The 13,917-nt window shown below is 75.0% G+C and carries 12 protein-coding genes; 4 read left to right on the top strand and 8 right to left on the bottom strand.

The window, feature by feature from the left end; translation table 11 throughout:
* Window positions 1–138 precede the first annotated feature (138 nt).
* The gene (locus ACIF8T_RS14070; protein WP_400034618.1) at window positions 139–516 is read right to left on the bottom strand and encodes an STAS domain-containing protein; all 378 of its coding nucleotides are present in this window, start codon (window positions 514–516) and stop codon (window positions 139–141) included.
* 240 nt (window positions 517–756) lie between these two features.
* On the opposite strand from ACIF8T_RS14070, the gene ACIF8T_RS14065 reads away from it, so the two are divergent.
* Entirely contained in the window at window positions 757–1,683 is a 927-nt protein-coding gene (locus ACIF8T_RS14065) for an RNA polymerase sigma factor SigF (protein WP_400034616.1), read from the top strand.
* A gap of 95 nt (window positions 1,684–1,778) precedes the next feature.
* On the opposite strand, the gene hutI is transcribed toward ACIF8T_RS14065, so the two are convergent.
* From hutI to hutU, 4 genes are read right to left on the bottom strand one after another with little or no spacing between them, the layout of a single operon-like run.
* A complete protein-coding gene (hutI, locus tag ACIF8T_RS14060; RefSeq protein WP_400034614.1) occupies window positions 1,779–3,074 on the bottom strand; it encodes an imidazolonepropionase in 1,296 nt (431 codons plus the stop codon).
* The gene (locus ACIF8T_RS14055; RefSeq protein WP_400034612.1) at window positions 3,071–4,408 is read right to left on the bottom strand and encodes a formimidoylglutamate deiminase; all 1,338 of its coding nucleotides are present in this window, start codon (window positions 4,406–4,408) and stop codon (window positions 3,071–3,073) included. Before ACIF8T_RS14055 ends, hutI begins: the two co-directional genes overlap by 4 nt.
* Complete coding sequence (locus ACIF8T_RS14050) at window positions 4,405–5,634, bottom strand: allantoate amidohydrolase (protein WP_400034610.1); 1,230 nt, start codon at window positions 5,632–5,634, stop codon at window positions 4,405–4,407. The genes ACIF8T_RS14055 and ACIF8T_RS14050 overlap by 4 nt, the downstream gene beginning before the upstream one ends.
* On the bottom strand, window positions 5,631–7,409 hold the full coding sequence (hutU, locus tag ACIF8T_RS14045; RefSeq protein WP_400034608.1) for a urocanate hydratase: 1,779 nt from the start codon (window positions 7,407–7,409) through the stop codon (window positions 5,631–5,633). The genes ACIF8T_RS14050 and hutU overlap by 4 nt, the downstream gene beginning before the upstream one ends.
* A 172-nt stretch (window positions 7,410–7,581) precedes the next feature.
* On the opposite strand from hutU, the gene ACIF8T_RS14040 reads away from it, so the two are divergent.
* Window positions 7,582–9,012 carry a diaminopimelate decarboxylase gene (locus ACIF8T_RS14040; protein ID WP_400034606.1) on the top strand — a complete coding sequence of 477 codons (1,431 nt, stop codon included), beginning with the start codon at window positions 7,582–7,584 and terminating at the stop codon, window positions 9,010–9,012.
* 597 nt (window positions 9,013–9,609) lie between these two features.
* On the opposite strand, the gene ACIF8T_RS14035 is transcribed toward ACIF8T_RS14040, so the two are convergent.
* Together ACIF8T_RS14035 and ACIF8T_RS14030 are read right to left on the bottom strand one after the other, a co-directional pair.
* Window positions 9,610–10,191 carry a hypothetical protein gene (locus ACIF8T_RS14035; RefSeq protein WP_400034604.1) on the bottom strand — a complete coding sequence of 194 codons (582 nt, stop codon included), beginning with the start codon at window positions 10,189–10,191 and terminating at the stop codon, window positions 9,610–9,612.
* A gap of 286 nt (window positions 10,192–10,477) precedes the next feature.
* Window positions 10,478–11,320, bottom strand: coding sequence for a MurR/RpiR family transcriptional regulator (locus ACIF8T_RS14030; protein WP_400034602.1), 843 nt, complete (start codon window positions 11,318–11,320; stop codon window positions 10,478–10,480).
* A gap of 187 nt (window positions 11,321–11,507) precedes the next feature.
* On the opposite strand from ACIF8T_RS14030, the gene ACIF8T_RS14025 reads away from it, so the two are divergent.
* Complete coding sequence (locus tag ACIF8T_RS14025) at window positions 11,508–11,939, top strand: hypothetical protein (protein WP_400034600.1); 432 nt, start codon at window positions 11,508–11,510, stop codon at window positions 11,937–11,939.
* 29 nt (window positions 11,940–11,968) lie between these two features.
* Here the strand turns inward: ACIF8T_RS14025 and ACIF8T_RS14020 are convergent, their stop codons facing one another.
* Window positions 11,969–12,748, bottom strand: a complete 780-nt coding sequence (locus ACIF8T_RS14020; RefSeq protein ID WP_400034598.1) for an SDR family oxidoreductase — start codon at window positions 12,746–12,748, stop codon at window positions 11,969–11,971.
* Between the two features lie 150 nt (window positions 12,749–12,898).
* Here ACIF8T_RS14020 and ACIF8T_RS14015 point away from each other — a divergent pair, with 150 nt between their 5' ends.
* A complete protein-coding gene (locus tag ACIF8T_RS14015) occupies window positions 12,899–13,774 on the top strand; it encodes a helix-turn-helix transcriptional regulator (protein ID WP_400034596.1) in 876 nt (291 codons plus the stop codon).
* Window positions 13,775–13,917 lie beyond the last annotated feature (143 nt).

Raw genomic sequence — 13,917 nt, 5'->3', positions numbered from 1 at the left:
CGTTCAGGATGTCTCCTGCCCGACCCGTCGGACGGAACACCCCTGTATTCGGCACGAAACCCGTGACGGGAGGAGAACACCGGTCCCGGCGGGACGGCCAGGGCGCGGCGCCGGCCCGCCCGGGGCCCGCCCGGGAGGTCAGCCGGCCTCCCCGGCCAGGGCCGCCTCCAGGGTGTCGTGCACGGTGAAGACCGCGTCCGCCCCCGTGATCTCGAAGACGCGCGCCACCACGGGCTGCATGCCCACGAGGTGCACCCCGCCCCCGGCGGCCTCCGCCTTCAGGCGCGCGCCGAGCAGCACGTTGAGCCCCGTGGAGTCACAGAACTCCAGGCGTGTGCAGTCGATGACGAGGCGCTTGAAGCCCTTGGCGAGGCAGTCCTCGAGTGGCTCTCGCAACAGATCGGCGGTGTGGTGATCCAACTCACCTGCCGGGGTCACGACGGCACTGGGGCCTTCTTCTCGCACCTCCACCAGAAGCCGGCCCGACTGTGCGCTGCCGACCGTCCCGCGGTCCATGCCGTCTCTCTCTCCCGACGTCGTGGCTGCTTGCTGACGCCCTCGAACCCTACGCCTTCTCCACACGGTCCGACACCCGAACAACCACCCACAAACGGACACATGCCAACAGAACGCACTTGCGGCGGGCTCAGGAAAGCGGGTAGGGCTAGTAAGGACACGTACCCGACACGGCCGGCTTTGGAGGCGCCGCACACCGACAGTGCACGCAGTGGCTTCGGCAGCCATATGCCGAGAACGATGGAGGACATCATGTCACCCCGGCTCGACGCATCGCGTACCCGTGAAGCGACGTCGACACCCCCTCCGGCACATCTGGATCCCATCGAGCGGGACGAGACGCTCGTCACACCGGACGACGCGCTCGCCGGACTTCCGGACATCCCCCCGTACGACGAGGTGGGCCCGGTCGACGCGCGGGCCCTGTCCAAGACCCTCTTCGAGCGCCTGGAGGCGCTGGAGGAAGGCACCCACGAGCACGCCTACGTACGCAACACGCTGGTCGAACTGAACCTCGCGCTGGTCAGGTTCGCCGCCTCCCGCTTCCGCTCGCGCAGCGAGCCGATGGAGGACATCGTCCAGGTCGGCACGATCGGCCTGATCAAGGCGATCGACCGCTTCGAGCTCTCCCGCGGCGTCGAGTTCCCGACGTTCGCGATGCCGACCATCATCGGCGAGATCAAGCGCTTCTTCCGTGACACCTCGTGGTCCGTGCGCGTCCCGCGCCGGCTGCAGGAGCTCCGGCTCGACCTGGCCAAGGCCGGTGACGAGCTGGCCCAGCAGCTGGACCGCGCGCCGACCGTCGCCGAACTGGCCGAGCGCCTCGGCATCTCCGGCGAGGAGGTCGTCGAGGGCATGGCGGCGTCGAACGCCTACACGGCCTCGTCCCTGGACGCCCAGCCGGATGAGGACGACTCCGAGGGCGCCCTCGCGGACCGGATCGGCTACGAGGACCACGGGATCGAGGGCATCGAGTACGTCGAGTCGCTGAAGCCGCTGATCGCCCAGCTGGCGCCCCGCGACCGCAGGATCCTGTCGCTGCGCTTCGTGGCGGGCATGACCCAGTCGGAGATCGGCGACGAGCTCGGCATCTCCCAGATGCACGTGTCGCGGCTGCTGTCGCGCACGCTGGTGCGGCTGCGCAAGGGGCTGACGGTCGAGGACTGACCGCCGCCGCGTGACACACGTCCTCCGGGGGCGGTCCGGCGAAGGGACCGCCCCCGTCGGCGTGCCCCCGCGCCCGTCCGCGTCCGCCGCCGCCGTCAGACGACCCGTACGCCCCGCCGCCACACGGCGGCGACCAGCGGGACGCCCGGCCGGTAGGCCAGGTGCACGTGGCTCGGGGCGTCGAGCAGGAGCAGGTCGGCGTACGCGCCCGGCACCAGGCGGCCGACGTCGTCGCGGCGCAGGGCCGCCGCGCCGCCCGCCGTGGCCGACCACACCGCCTCGTCCGGGGTCATGCCCATGTCCCGTACGGCGAGGGCGACGCAGAACGGCACCGAGGACGTGAAGGACGAGCCCGGATTGCAGTCCGTGGAGAGCGCGACCGTCACGCCCGCGTCGAGCAGGCGGCGGGCGTCGGGCCACGCGGCGCGGGTGGAGAACTCGGCGCCGGGCAGGAGCGTGGCGACGGTGCGGCTGCCGGCCAGCGCGTCGACGTCCTCGTCCGTCAGGTGCGTGCAGTGGTCGGCGCTGGCCGCGTCGAGCTCCACGGCGAGCTGGACGCCGGGGCCGTGCGAGAGCTGGTTGGCGTGGACGCGCGGGTGCAGGCCCTTCGCGCGGCCCGCGGTGAGGACGGCGCGGGCCTGGTCGCCGTCGAAGGCGCCCTCCTCGCAGAAGACGTCGATCCAGCGGGCGTGCGGCGCGCAGGCGTCGAGCATCGCGCCGGTGACCAGGGCGACGTAGCCGGCCGGGTCGTCGGCGTGGTCCGGGGGGACGATGTGGGCGCCGAGGTAGGTGACCTCGTCGGTGTGGCGGGCGGCGATGCGCAGGGCGCGGGACTCGTCGGCGACGGTCAGGCCGTAGCCCGACTTCGTCTCCAGCGTGGTGGTGCCCTGGCGGAGCGCCTCGGCGAGGTAACGGGTGAGGCCGGCCTCCAGTTCCGCGTCGGTCGCGGCACGGGTGGCGGCGACCGTCGTGCGGATGCCGCCGGCGCTGTAGGGGCGGCCCGACATGCGGGCGTTGAACTCCTCGGTGCGGTCGCCCGCGAAGACCAGGTGGGAGTGGGAGTCGACGAAGCCCGGCAGGACCGCCCGGCCGCCGGCGTCGACCCGGTTGTCAGTGGCGGGTGCTTTGCTTGATCCACCGGTCCACACGACGCGGTCGCCTTCGATGACGACGGCCGCGTCCTGGATCAGTCCGAGGGGGGAACCGTCACCGAGGGAGGGGTCGTTGGTGACCAGGGCGGCGATGTTGGTGATGAGCGTGCTGGCGGTGCTCGCGGAGTGGTCGGGGCTGACGGTCGTCGCGTTGCTCATGGCGTCCTTGCTGGCCTGGTCGGCGGTGGGGTCGGGTTCGGGGGCGGCTGCGGGCCGCGCGGGCGGGCGGCCCGCGCTCATCCGCGCAGGGCTGCGACGGCGTCCGCGAGGGCCTTCGGCACATCCGGCACGAGGGTGTGCCGGCCGTCCCGCACGACGTGCCGGCCTGCCACGACCGTATGCGACACGTCCGCTGCCGACGCGGCGAATACGGCCGTCTCGGCACCGAGCCGCGGAAGCGGCCCTGCCGTCCTGACCGAGTCGAGCGCGATCGTCGTGAGGTCGGCGAGCGCGCCGGGCTCCAGGGTCCCCGCGTCCGGCCAGCCGAGCGCGGCGTGGCCGTCGGCGGTGGCGGCCCGCAGCAGGGCCGCGGCCGTCCAGTGGCCCCGGGTGCGGCTGCGCAGGCGCTCGTTCAGCTCCATCGCGCGGGCCTCCTCGAGCAGGTCGACGACGGCGTGGCTGTCGGAGCCGAGGCAGAGCGGGGAGCCCGCCCGCTGGAGGGCGACGGCCGGGCCGATGCCGTCGGCGAGGTCGCGTTCGGTGGTGGGGCACATGCAGGTGCCGGTGCCGGACCCGCCGATCAGCGCGATGTCCTCGTCCGTGAGGTGCGTGTTGTGGACACCGGTGGTGCGCGGTCCGAGCACGCCGTGGTCGGCGAGGAGCCGCGCCGGGGTGCGGCCGTGGGCCTCCCGGCAGGCGTCGTTCTCCGCGGTCTGCTCGGACAGGTGCACGTGCAGCGGGGCCCGCCGCTCCTCGGCCCACCGCGCCACGGTCGCCAACTGGCCGGCGGGCACGGCCCGTACGGAGTGGATGGCCGCCCCGATCCGTGCGTGGTCCCGTGCCTCGAGGAGTGCGCAGCGTGCGGCCCAGGCGTCCGCCGTCCCGTCGGAGAAGCGGAGCTGGTGGGCTTCGGGCGGCCGCCCGAAGCCGGCGGAGAGGTAGGCGGTGTCCAGGAGGGTGATGCGGATGCCGGCTTCGGCGGCGGCCGCGATCAGCGCCTCCCCCATCGCGTTGGGGTCGGCGTAGGGGGTGCCGCCGGGGGCGTGGTGGACGTAGTGGAACTCGCCGACGCAGGTGATGCCGGCCAGCGCCATCTCGGCGTACACGGCGCGGGCGAGGTCGTGGTAGGTGTCGGGGGTCAGCCGGTCGGCGACCGCGTACATGACCTCGCGCCAGGTCCAGAAGGTGCCGGAGCCGACCTGGACGGTGCCGCGCAGGGCGCGGTGGAAGGCGTGGCTGTGCGCGTTGGCGAGGCCGGGGAGCGTCAGTCCGCGCAGGACCTCGGCGCCGGGCGGCGGGGCGGGGACGCCGGTGCGCACGGCGGAGACGCGGCCGTCGCGGACGTCGAGGGCGACGCCCGGCTCGACGTGGCGGCCGAGCCAGGCGTGTTCCAGCCAGAAGGTCCTCGGGGTCACGTGCACGCCAGTCCTTCCAGTACGTCGGCGAGGGCGAGGACCCCGGCCACGCAGTCGTCCTCGGCGGCGGACTCGGCCGGGGAGTGCGAGACGCCGGTGGGGTTGCGCACGAACAGCATGGCGGTCGGGACGCTGCCCGACAGGATCCCGGCGTCGTGTCCGGCGCCGGTGCCGAGGACGGGGACCTTCAGGCCGCCGGTCTCGTCCGCCTCCTTGCCGAGGATGCGGGCGAGTTCGTCGCGCAGGGCGTGGTCGAACTCGACGACGGGGGTGAAGGACTCGCGGACGACGTCGAGGTCGACGCCGTGTTCCTCGGCGTGGGCGCGGGCCGCCTTCTCCACGCCGGTGACCACGGTGTCGAGGCTGTCCTGGTCGGCGGCGCGGGAGTCGAGCCAGCCGCGCACGAGGGAGGGGACGGCGTTGACGCCGTTCGGCTCGACGGCGATCTTGCCGAAGGTGGCGACGGCACCGGCGAGCCGGGCCTCGCGGCGGGCGGCGAGCACGGTCTCGGCGTACGGCAGCATCGGGTCGCGCCGGTCGGCGAGGCGGGTGGTGCCGGCGTGGTTGGCCTCGCCGCGGAAGTCGAACCGCCACCGGCCGTGCGGCCAGATCGCGCTGGCGATGCCGACCGGGTCGCCGGACAGGTCCAGGGCGCGGCCCTGCTCGACGTGGAGTTCGACGAAGGCGCCGACGCGGGCGAGCCGCTCGGGGTCGGGGCCGAGGGCGTCGGGGTCGTACCCGGCGGCCGCCATGGCCCGGGGCAGGGTGATCCCGTCGCCGTCGGTGAGGCGGTGCGCCTGTTCGCGGGTGAGCCGCCCGGCGGCCAGCCGCGACCCGACGCAGGCGAGCCCGAACCGGGCGCCTTCCTCGTCGCCGAAGTTGACGACGCCGAGGGGCTTGGCGAACCGGGCGCCGCGGTCGCGCAGTTCGTCGAGGGCGGCGAAGGCGGAGACGACCCCGAGGGGGCCGTCGAAGGCGCCGCCGTCCGGCACGGAGTCCAGGTGCGAGCCGGTGACCACGGCGTCGCCGTCGGCGGGGTCGCCGAGCCAGGCCCACTGGTTGCCGTTGCGGTCGACCTCGTACCGCAGCCCGCGGGACACGGCCTGCGCCTCGAACCAGGCCCGGCACTCGGCGTCGGCCCCGGTCCAGGCGAAGCGGCGGTAGCCGCCGGAGGCGGAGCTGCGGCCGATCGGCAGCAGCTCCGCCCACATGCTGTGGAAGCTCACGCGCCGTCACCCTCGCGGATCGCCGCGTCCCCCGCGCGGACCGCCGCGTCGCCCTCGGGGGTGCCCGCGTCGTCCTCGCGCATCGGGACGCGGACGCCCCGCTGCTCGGCGACCGACTCCGCGAGGTCGTACCCGGCGTCGACGTGCCGGATGACGCCCATGCCGGGGTCGTTGGTCAGTACGCGGCGGATCTTCTCGCCGGCCAGCGCGGTGCCGTCGGCGACGGTGACCTGCCCCGCGTGGATCGAGCGCCCGATGCCGACGCCGCCGCCGTGGTGCAGGGACACCCAGGACGCGCCGGAGGCCACGTTGACCATGGCGTTGAGCAGCGGCCAGTCGGCGATGGCGTCGGACCCGTCGAGCATGCCCTCGGTCTCGCGGTAGGGGGAGGCGACGGAGCCGCAGTCGAGGTGGTCGCGGCCGATGACGACCGGTGCGGCCAGCTCGCCGGAGGCCACCATGTCGTTGAACCGCTCGCCGGCCCTGTCCCGCTCGCCGTAGCCGAGCCAGCAGATCCGGGCGGGCAGGCCCTGGAAGTGGACGCGTTCGCCGGCCATGCGGATCCAGCGGGCCAGGGACTCGTTCTCCGGGAAGAGGTCCAGGACGGCCTTGTCGGTCTTCGCGATGTCGGCCGGGTCGCCGGACAGCGCGGCCCAGCGGAACGGGCCCTTGCCCTCGCAGAACAGCGGGCGGATGTAGGCGGGGACGAAGCCGGGGAAGGCGAAGGCGCGGTCGTATCCGGCGAGCTGCGCCTCGCCGCGGATCGAGTTGCCGTAGTCGAAGACCTCGGCGCCGGCGTCCAGGAAGCCGACCATGGCCTCGACGTGCCGGGCCATGGACTCGCGGGCGCGGGTGGTGAAGCCGGCCGGGTCCTTGGCGGCGGCGGAGGCCATGTCCTCGAAGTCCATGCCCAGCGGCAGGTAGGCCAGCGGGTCGTGGGCGGAGGTCTGGTCGGTGACGATGTCGATGGGCGCGCCCATGGCCAGGAGCCGCGGGACCAGGTCGGCGGCGTTGCCGAGGACGCCGATCGACAGCGGCCGGCGCCGGTCGCGGGCCTCGGTGGCGAGCTGCAGGGCGTGGTCGAGGGAGTCGGCCCGCACGTCGAGGTAGCGGTGCTCGATGCGGCGGTCGATGGCGCGCGGGTCGCAGTCGATGCAGAGCGCGACGCCGTCGTTCATGGTGACGGCGAGGGGCTGGGCGCCGCCCATGCCGCCGAGGCCGGCGGTCAGGGTGATGGTCCCGGCGAGGGTGCCGCCGAACTTCTTGGCGGCGACGGCGGCGAACGTCTCGTAGGTGCCCTGGAGGATGCCCTGGGTGCCGATGTAGATCCAGGAGCCGGCGGTCATCTGCCCGTACATGGTCAGGCCGAGGGCCTCCAGGCGGCGGAACTCCTCCCAGGTCGCCCAGTCTCCGACGAGGTTGGAGTTGGCGATGAGCACGCGCGGGGCCCATTCGTGGGTCTGCATGACGCCGACCGGGCGGCCCGACTGGACGAGCATCGTCTCGTCCTGCTTCAGGGTCCGCAGCGTGCGGACCATCGCGTCGAAGGAGCGCCAGTCGCGGGCCGCCTTGCCCGTGCCGCCGTAGACGACGAGCTTGTCGGGGTGCTCGGCGACCTCCGGGTCGAGGTTGTTCTGCAGCATCCGCAGGGCGGCTTCCTGCTGCCAGCCCAGAGCGCTCGGCTGCGTGCCGCGCGGCGCCCGGACTCCGCCGGGGGGCGGCCCGTAGGACCTCGTCCGAGAGGAGTGGGAGACGGGCGGGCGGGGTCCTGACATGGTCTGCCTCCTGGGGTGCTCCCGGCACGATGTTGCTGTTCTTATTCACATCCTGTCCTGATGAATAAGACTAGTCAATACAGCGGCGCGGCGGCCGGGGCGCGCCGCGGGACGTCCGGCCGGAACGCCCGGCCTCCTGCATCGCCGGCGACAGGACGGGAACAGGGACGCGGTGGACAGGTCACAGGACGGCAGGACGGGCGAGGACCGGGCGGACGACGTCGGCGCGGACGGCGTCGGTGCGGGCGGCGGCGCCGAGCGGGCGGCGCGGCGGGACGCGGCGGTGCGGGCCGCCGTGGACCAGGGGCTGCTCGGGGCGGACAGTCCCGTCGTCGGGCTGCTGGACGTCACCGGCATCCGGGAGTCGGCGGCGGAGCTGACGGCGGCGTTCGACGCGGTGACGGCGCCCGGCACGCCGGTGCTGCACGCGTTCGCCGTGAAGGCGACCCCGCTGGTGCCGGTGCTCCGGCTGCTGCGCGAGGAGGGCATCGGCGCGGAGGTGGCCAGCCCCGGCGAACTGGCGCTGGCGCGGGCGGCGGGGGTGCCGCCGGACCGGACGGTCCTCGACTCCCCCGCGAAGACGCCCGCCGAGCTGCGGGAGGCCCTGGCGCTGGGCGTCGCCGTCAACGCCGACAACCCGCAGGAGCTGGCCCGCCTCGACGCGCTGGTGCGGCCGGGCACCGACCGGTCCCCGCTCGGCATCCGGGTGAACCCGCAGGTCGGCGCGGGCTCCATCGAGGCGCTGTCCACGGCGACGGCGACCTCGAAGTTCGGGGTGGCGCTGCGCGACGAGGGGGCCCGGGAGTGGGTGGTGCGGGCGTACCTGGACCGGCCGTGGCTGACCCGGCTGCACGCGCACACCGGCTCGCAGGGCGTGCCGCTGCCCCTGATGGCGCGGGGGGTGGCGGAGACGTACGCGCTCGCGGAGGAGATCAACCGGCGCGCGGGGCGGCACCAGGTCGACACGGTCGACATCGGCGGCGGACTGCCGGTGAACTTCGCGTCGGAGGCGACGACCCCGACGTACGCGCAGTACGCGCGGCTGCTGCGGGAGACGGTGCCGGGGCTGTTCGACGGGCGGTACGGGCTGGTCACCGAGTTCGGCCGGTCGCTGCTGGCCAAGCACGGCACGGTGGTGGCGCGGGTGGAGTACGCCAAGAGCGCGGGCGGGCGCCCGGTGGCGGTGACGCACGCGGGCGTGCAGGTCGCCACGCGGACGGTGTACGCGCCGGAGAGCTGGCCGCTCAGGATCGCCGCGTACGACTCACGGGGGCGGCCCAAGCAGGGTCCCCCGGTCGTGCAGGACGTGGCCGGCCCGGCGTGCTTCGCGGGTGACCTGCTCGCCGCGGGGCGGGAGCTGCCGCTGCTGGAGCAGGGCGACCACGTGGCGGCACTGGACACCGGCGCGTACTGCTTCGCGCACCACTACGCGTACAACTCGCTGGTGCGGCCCGGGATCCACGGCTTCGTCCCGGACCGGGCCGGAGGTGTCGCCTTCGCGCTCGTCAGGCCACCGCAGACGGTCGAGGAGGTGGTGACGGAGGCGGGCGGGGCGCACGCGGAGTCGCTGGTCCCGGGGGCGGCGGCGGACAGGCGGACCTGACCGGGGCACGGCCGGCGGGCCGACGGGCCAAGTGCCGGGGCGCCCATGGCCATTGAGCCGGGCGCCGGGGCGCTCATAGCCGGCGGACCAGATGCCAGGGCACCACAACCGGCGGGCCAAGCACCGGAGCGCCCACAGCCATTGGACCGGGCGCCGGGGCACCCACAGCCGACGGACCAGATGCCAGGGCACCACAACCGGCAGACCAAGCACCGGAGCGCCCACAGCCATTGGACCGGGCGCCAGGGCGCCCACAGCCGACGGACCAGATGCCAGGGCACCACAACCGGCAGACCAAGCACCGGAGCGCCCACAGCCATTGGACCGGGCGCCAGGGCGCCCATAACCGGCGGACCAGATGCCAGGGCACCACAACCGGCAGACCAAGCACCGGAGCGCCCGTACTCGGCGGGCCAGTGGACCTGGCGCCGGGCGGGCCGCAGGCCGGTGGCCCCGACGCCGCCCCACGCCAACTCCGGGCGAGGTCGCACGCGAGCGCATGCCACCCCCTCGTCCGCTGCTCGTCACCGGTCACCGGTCTCCCGTCACCGGTCGCCCGTCACCGGTCGTCAGCCCCTGCCCGCAGCCCTCTGCCCGCTACACCAGTGCCGGGGTCCGTCGGCGCGAGCCGCCCGGGGCCGCGTCGCCGGCCGCGATGCCCGTGCTGCGGTACGACTTGACCGCCGGGCCGGCCGGGCGTCCGCCCCGGCGCAGCCAGTCGACCCGCACCCACAACAGGACCTCCTCGGCCCGCTCCAGCCGCCCGATCCACGCGGCCTTCAGCCACAGGCCGGCACCGCAGCCGGCCAGCAGCATGCCGCCCGCGGCGGGCACGGCGAAGGCGCTGCCCACCCCGGCGAGGAAGGCGAGCAGGAGCCACCAGCGGTGGCCGCGCCGCCAGTTGCGGGTGCTCACCGCCCGGTCCTGGAGCACGTCGTGCCTGCCCGCGCGGGCGGTCGAGCGGGTCAGTGCGGTGTACCGCCGGCGCCGGGCGTACGCCACGGCGGCCGCCGCCACCACGAACAGCGCGGCGCCCGCCAGGACGCCGATCCGCCGCCCCGTCAGTCCCGGCACCAGTACGCCGATGCCCGCCGCGGCCAGGCCCAGCCACCACAGCGGGGCCGCTCCGGCCCGTACGACGACGGCCACCCGAGCCAGCCCCTGTCCTCCGCGCGTCACGTCCGGCCTCCCGTCTCACGATCGTCGAAGTGCCGTGCGCGGCGCCCTGCCGCGCACGGTGTCTGAAGGTGTCTTAGGCGACGCACGTTAGCCGCGCAAGGTGAGACGAGCCTGAGAAGACGGGGACGTGTGACACCGGGCCACGGAGGGGCGGGAAAACGGGACGGCACGGGCGGCACGACGCCGGACGGGCCCGCCCGGGCGGCCCCGCGCCGGGCGGCCCCGCGCCGGGCGGGCCCGCACCGCACGGACCGGGGCGACGGGCGGGCCGGCGCGGCCCGTGCCGCTACTCCACGAACAGCCCGCGCGCGGCCGCCTTCGCGTCGAACTCCTCCAGGCGGGCCTGCGCGTCCGGCAGGTCGTCGCACATGGCCTCCAGCAGGACCCGCCCCAGCAGCATGGGCGCGCAGGCCGTGTCGAAGGCGAGGCCGGTCCCGACGGCGGCGGGCAGCAGCAGGTCGGAGACCTTGGCGACCGGGGCGAAGGCGGAGTCGGCGACCGTGACCACGCTCAGCCCGGCCTCCTTGGCGTAGGCGAGGGTGTCGAGGACCTCGCGCGGGTGCCGGGGCAGCGCGAAGCAGAGCAGGGCCGTGGCCCCGGCGTGGACGGCGGCGTCGATGCGGTCGTGCAGCATCGTGCCGCCCTCGCCCAGCAGCCGCACGTCCGGATGGACCTTGGCGGCGAAGTACGCGAAACCGTGGGCCTGGGCGGCCGCCGCGCGCAGTCCCAGGACGGGCAGCGGCCGGGAGGCCGCGAGCAGCCGCCCCGCCCGCCGCACGGGGCGGGGATCGGCCAGCGCCTGCGCGAGGTGCCGGAGGTTCTCGATCTCCGCCTCGACGGCCTGCTGGTACGCGTTGTACGTGCCGGTCTCCGCCGCCGGTCCGGCGGGCGCGACCTCGCGCAGGTGCCGGCGCAGCGCGGGATAGCCGTCGAAGCCGAGGGCGACGGCGAACCGGGTCACGGACGGCTGGCTGACCCCGGCCAGCTCGGCCAGCTCCACGCTGGACAGGAACGGCACGTCGGCGGCGCGCCGCACCATGCTGTGCGCGATGCGGCGCTGGGTCGGCGTCAGCCGGTGCCCTTCGAAGAGCGCCTGCAGCCGCGCGGCTGGGCTGTCGGTCGCGCTCATGACGTGCTCCCCCTCGCCTATTCAGTAGCTGAGGATTCTGCATGAGCATATGCAGAGGGGCAACCGCGTCCGGGAGCGGCGGGCGGCCCCGGCCGGAGCGGACCGCCCCGGCCACTCCGGCAGACCCCAGCCCGACAGGGGGGACAGCCCCAGTGCGGCCGCCCGCCGGTCTCCCTACCGTGGCCGTATGGACTCCTTGGACGCGCGGGACACCGACCTCAAGAAGGAACTCGACGCCACCCTGCACGCGCGCAGGGAGCTGGGCGAGGAGTACGAGTCCGCGCTGGTCGACTCGTTCCTGGAGAAGGTCGACCAGCGCATCGACGGCGCGGTGGAGCGCCGGGTGCGCCGGCAGCTTGCCGAGCAGCGGATCACGACCGCCCGGGACGCCCGCGCGCCGCGGGCCGCGGACACCTGGGGCGAGCGCTTCGGCTTCGGGATCGTCTCGCTCGTCCTCGCGGTGCCGCTGTCCGCGATCGGCGGGGGCGTCGCCCACCTCCCCGGCCTGGTGGCCACCTGGCTCGGCGTCGTCGGCGTCAACGTGGTCCAGGCGGCCCGCACCAACCCGGGCCTGTTCGGCCGCCGCCCCGCCCGCCAGGACGACGCCTGGGAGGACTGACCCCTGCCCCCGTTCCCCGGGCGGGACGGCTACACCTGGGCCGTGGGCAGCACGACCACCTGCCGCAGGTTCACCCGCCGCGGACGGCTCGCCACGTACGCCACGACGTCGGCGACCTCCTCCGGCGACAGACCGCCCACCGCCTCGAACAATCCCTCCAGCTGCCCGGCCAGCTCCGGGTTGTCGAGGTGGGTGCGCAGCTCGGTGTCGGTGAGGCCGGGTTCGACGTTGGTGACGCGGACGCCGCGCGGACCGAACTCGGTGCGCAGGCACTGCGAGAGGTGGGTGAGCGCGGCCTTGGTCGCCGCGTACACCGCGTAGTGGGGGAAGGCCGAGAGGTGCGCGGCGACGGACGAGACGTTCACCAGGTCCGCGGCGCGCCCGTCGGCGGCCGCCGCCACCAGGTCGCCGGTGAAGGCCCGCACCACCCGCAGCACACCGGTCACGTTGGTGTCGATCATCCGCTGCCACTCGTCGATCCGGCCGTCGTCGACCGGGTTGGCCAGCATCACCCCGGCGGAGTTGACGACCAGGTCGGCGGGCCCGTACGCCGCGCGGATCCGTTCGGCCGCCCGTGCCACGGACGTGTCGTCGGTGACGTCCGCGACGACGGCCAGGGCGTCTCCCCCGTCGGCGCGGATCTTCCCGGCGACGGCCTCCAGCCGCTCCCCGCGGCGGGCCAGCAGCGCCACCCGGGCGCCCCGGGCGGCCAGCAGCACGGCCACGGCCTCCCCGATGCCGCTGGCGGCCCCGGTGACGACGGCGGCGCGCCCGGCCAGGTCCCGGTGGAGGGGGTTCTCGTACGACATCGCGTGCTCCTCGGTGGTCGGTGTGCCGCCGGACCACCCGGCGGCACGCCCACCACCCTCGGCGCCCGCGCCGCCGCCACCCAGGGATGCGCTTTTCCTGGGTCTGCCGGTACCAGGTTCACGGCCCGCCGCCCGCCTAGCATCGGGGGCATGGACGGGGATCTCGGAGACTTCCTGCGCTCGCGCCGTGCCCGCATCCGGCCGGAGGAGGTGGGCCTGCCCTCGTACGGCCGCCGCCGGGTGCCCGGTCTGCGCCGCGAGGAGGTGGCGCAGCTCGCCGGGGTGAGCGTCGACTACTACGTGCGGCTGGAACAGGGCCGGGGCCCCGGGGACCCCTCCCGGACGAAGTCCGGGGGAGTCTCGGACGCCGTGCTGGACGCCATCGCCCGGGTGCTGCGCCTGGACGACACGGAACGCGCCTACCTGCGGTCGGTGGCCCGCCCCCACCGGCGGCACGAGCGCCGGGCGCCGTCCGCGCCCCGCGTCCGCCCCACCGTGCGGCGGCTGCTGGACGGCATGGCGGGCACCCCGGCGTTCGTGCTGGGCCCGCGCATGGACGTCCTCGCGTGGAACGCCCTCGGTGACGCGGTGGGCGGCTTCAGCCGCATGGCACCCGCCGACCGCAACATCCCGCGCCACCTCTTCCTCGACCCCGAGGCCCGTGCCCGCCACCCCGAGTGGCCGGCCGTGGCCGCCCAGAGCGTGGCCCACCTGCGGCTGTACGCGGGCCACCACCCCGACGACCGGGAGCTGTGCGCGCTGGTCGGCGAACTCTCCGTCCGGAGCGAGGACTTCCGCCGCCTGTGGGCCGACCACCAGGTCAAGGCCTGCCGGTACGGCGTGAAGCAGGTCCGCCATCCGGTGGCGGGCCTGCTGGTCCTGCCCTACGAGTCGCTGACGGTCCAGGCGGAACCCGAGCAGACGATCGTGGCCTACACACCGGAGCCGGGCTCGGAGACGGCGGAGCGGCTGGCGCTGCTGGCCAGTTGGACGTCGGCCGCGCCCGGAGTCGCGGAACGGGCCTGAGGGCGGAGCGCGCGCGGAGAGCTGTGCGCGGGGACCGCCGCACCCCCGTCACCGGGGGGCGGGACGACGGCGGTCCCCGCGAGGGACGCGGGCCGGGTCAGGCCTGGCGTGCGCGTCCGTGGCGTCCTTGGAGGTCCGGGAGC

The organism is Streptomyces sp. NPDC085946 (assembly GCF_044540485.1).
GTDB lineage: Bacteria > Actinomycetota > Actinomycetes > Streptomycetales > Streptomycetaceae > Streptomyces.
The sequence above is the reverse complement of the archived record's forward strand: the minus strand, read 5'-3'. Positions and strand labels throughout refer to the sequence as shown.

Coding starts and splice junctions, on each gene's coding strand:
- hutU (WP_400034608.1), bottom strand. CDS start 7,409: ATGTCAGGACCCCGCCCGCCCGTCTCCCACTCCTCTCGGACGAGGTCC.
- ACIF8T_RS14030 (WP_400034602.1), bottom strand. CDS start 11,320: ATGAGCGCGACCGACAGCCCAGCCGCGCGGCTGCAGGCGCTCTTCGAA.
- ACIF8T_RS14015 (WP_400034596.1), top strand. CDS start 12,899: ATGGACGGGGATCTCGGAGACTTCCTGCGCTCGCGCCGTGCCCGCATC.
- ACIF8T_RS14020 (WP_400034598.1), bottom strand. CDS start 12,748: ATGTCGTACGAGAACCCCCTCCACCGGGACCTGGCCGGGCGCGCCGCC.
- ACIF8T_RS14025 (WP_400034600.1), top strand. CDS start 11,508: ATGGACTCCTTGGACGCGCGGGACACCGACCTCAAGAAGGAACTCGAC.
- hutI (WP_400034614.1), bottom strand. CDS start 3,074: ATGAGCGCGGGCCGCCCGCCCGCGCGGCCCGCAGCCGCCCCCGAACCC.
- ACIF8T_RS14070 (WP_400034618.1), bottom strand. CDS start 516: ATGGACCGCGGGACGGTCGGCAGCGCACAGTCGGGCCGGCTTCTGGTG.
- ACIF8T_RS14065 (WP_400034616.1), top strand. CDS start 757: ATGGAGGACATCATGTCACCCCGGCTCGACGCATCGCGTACCCGTGAA.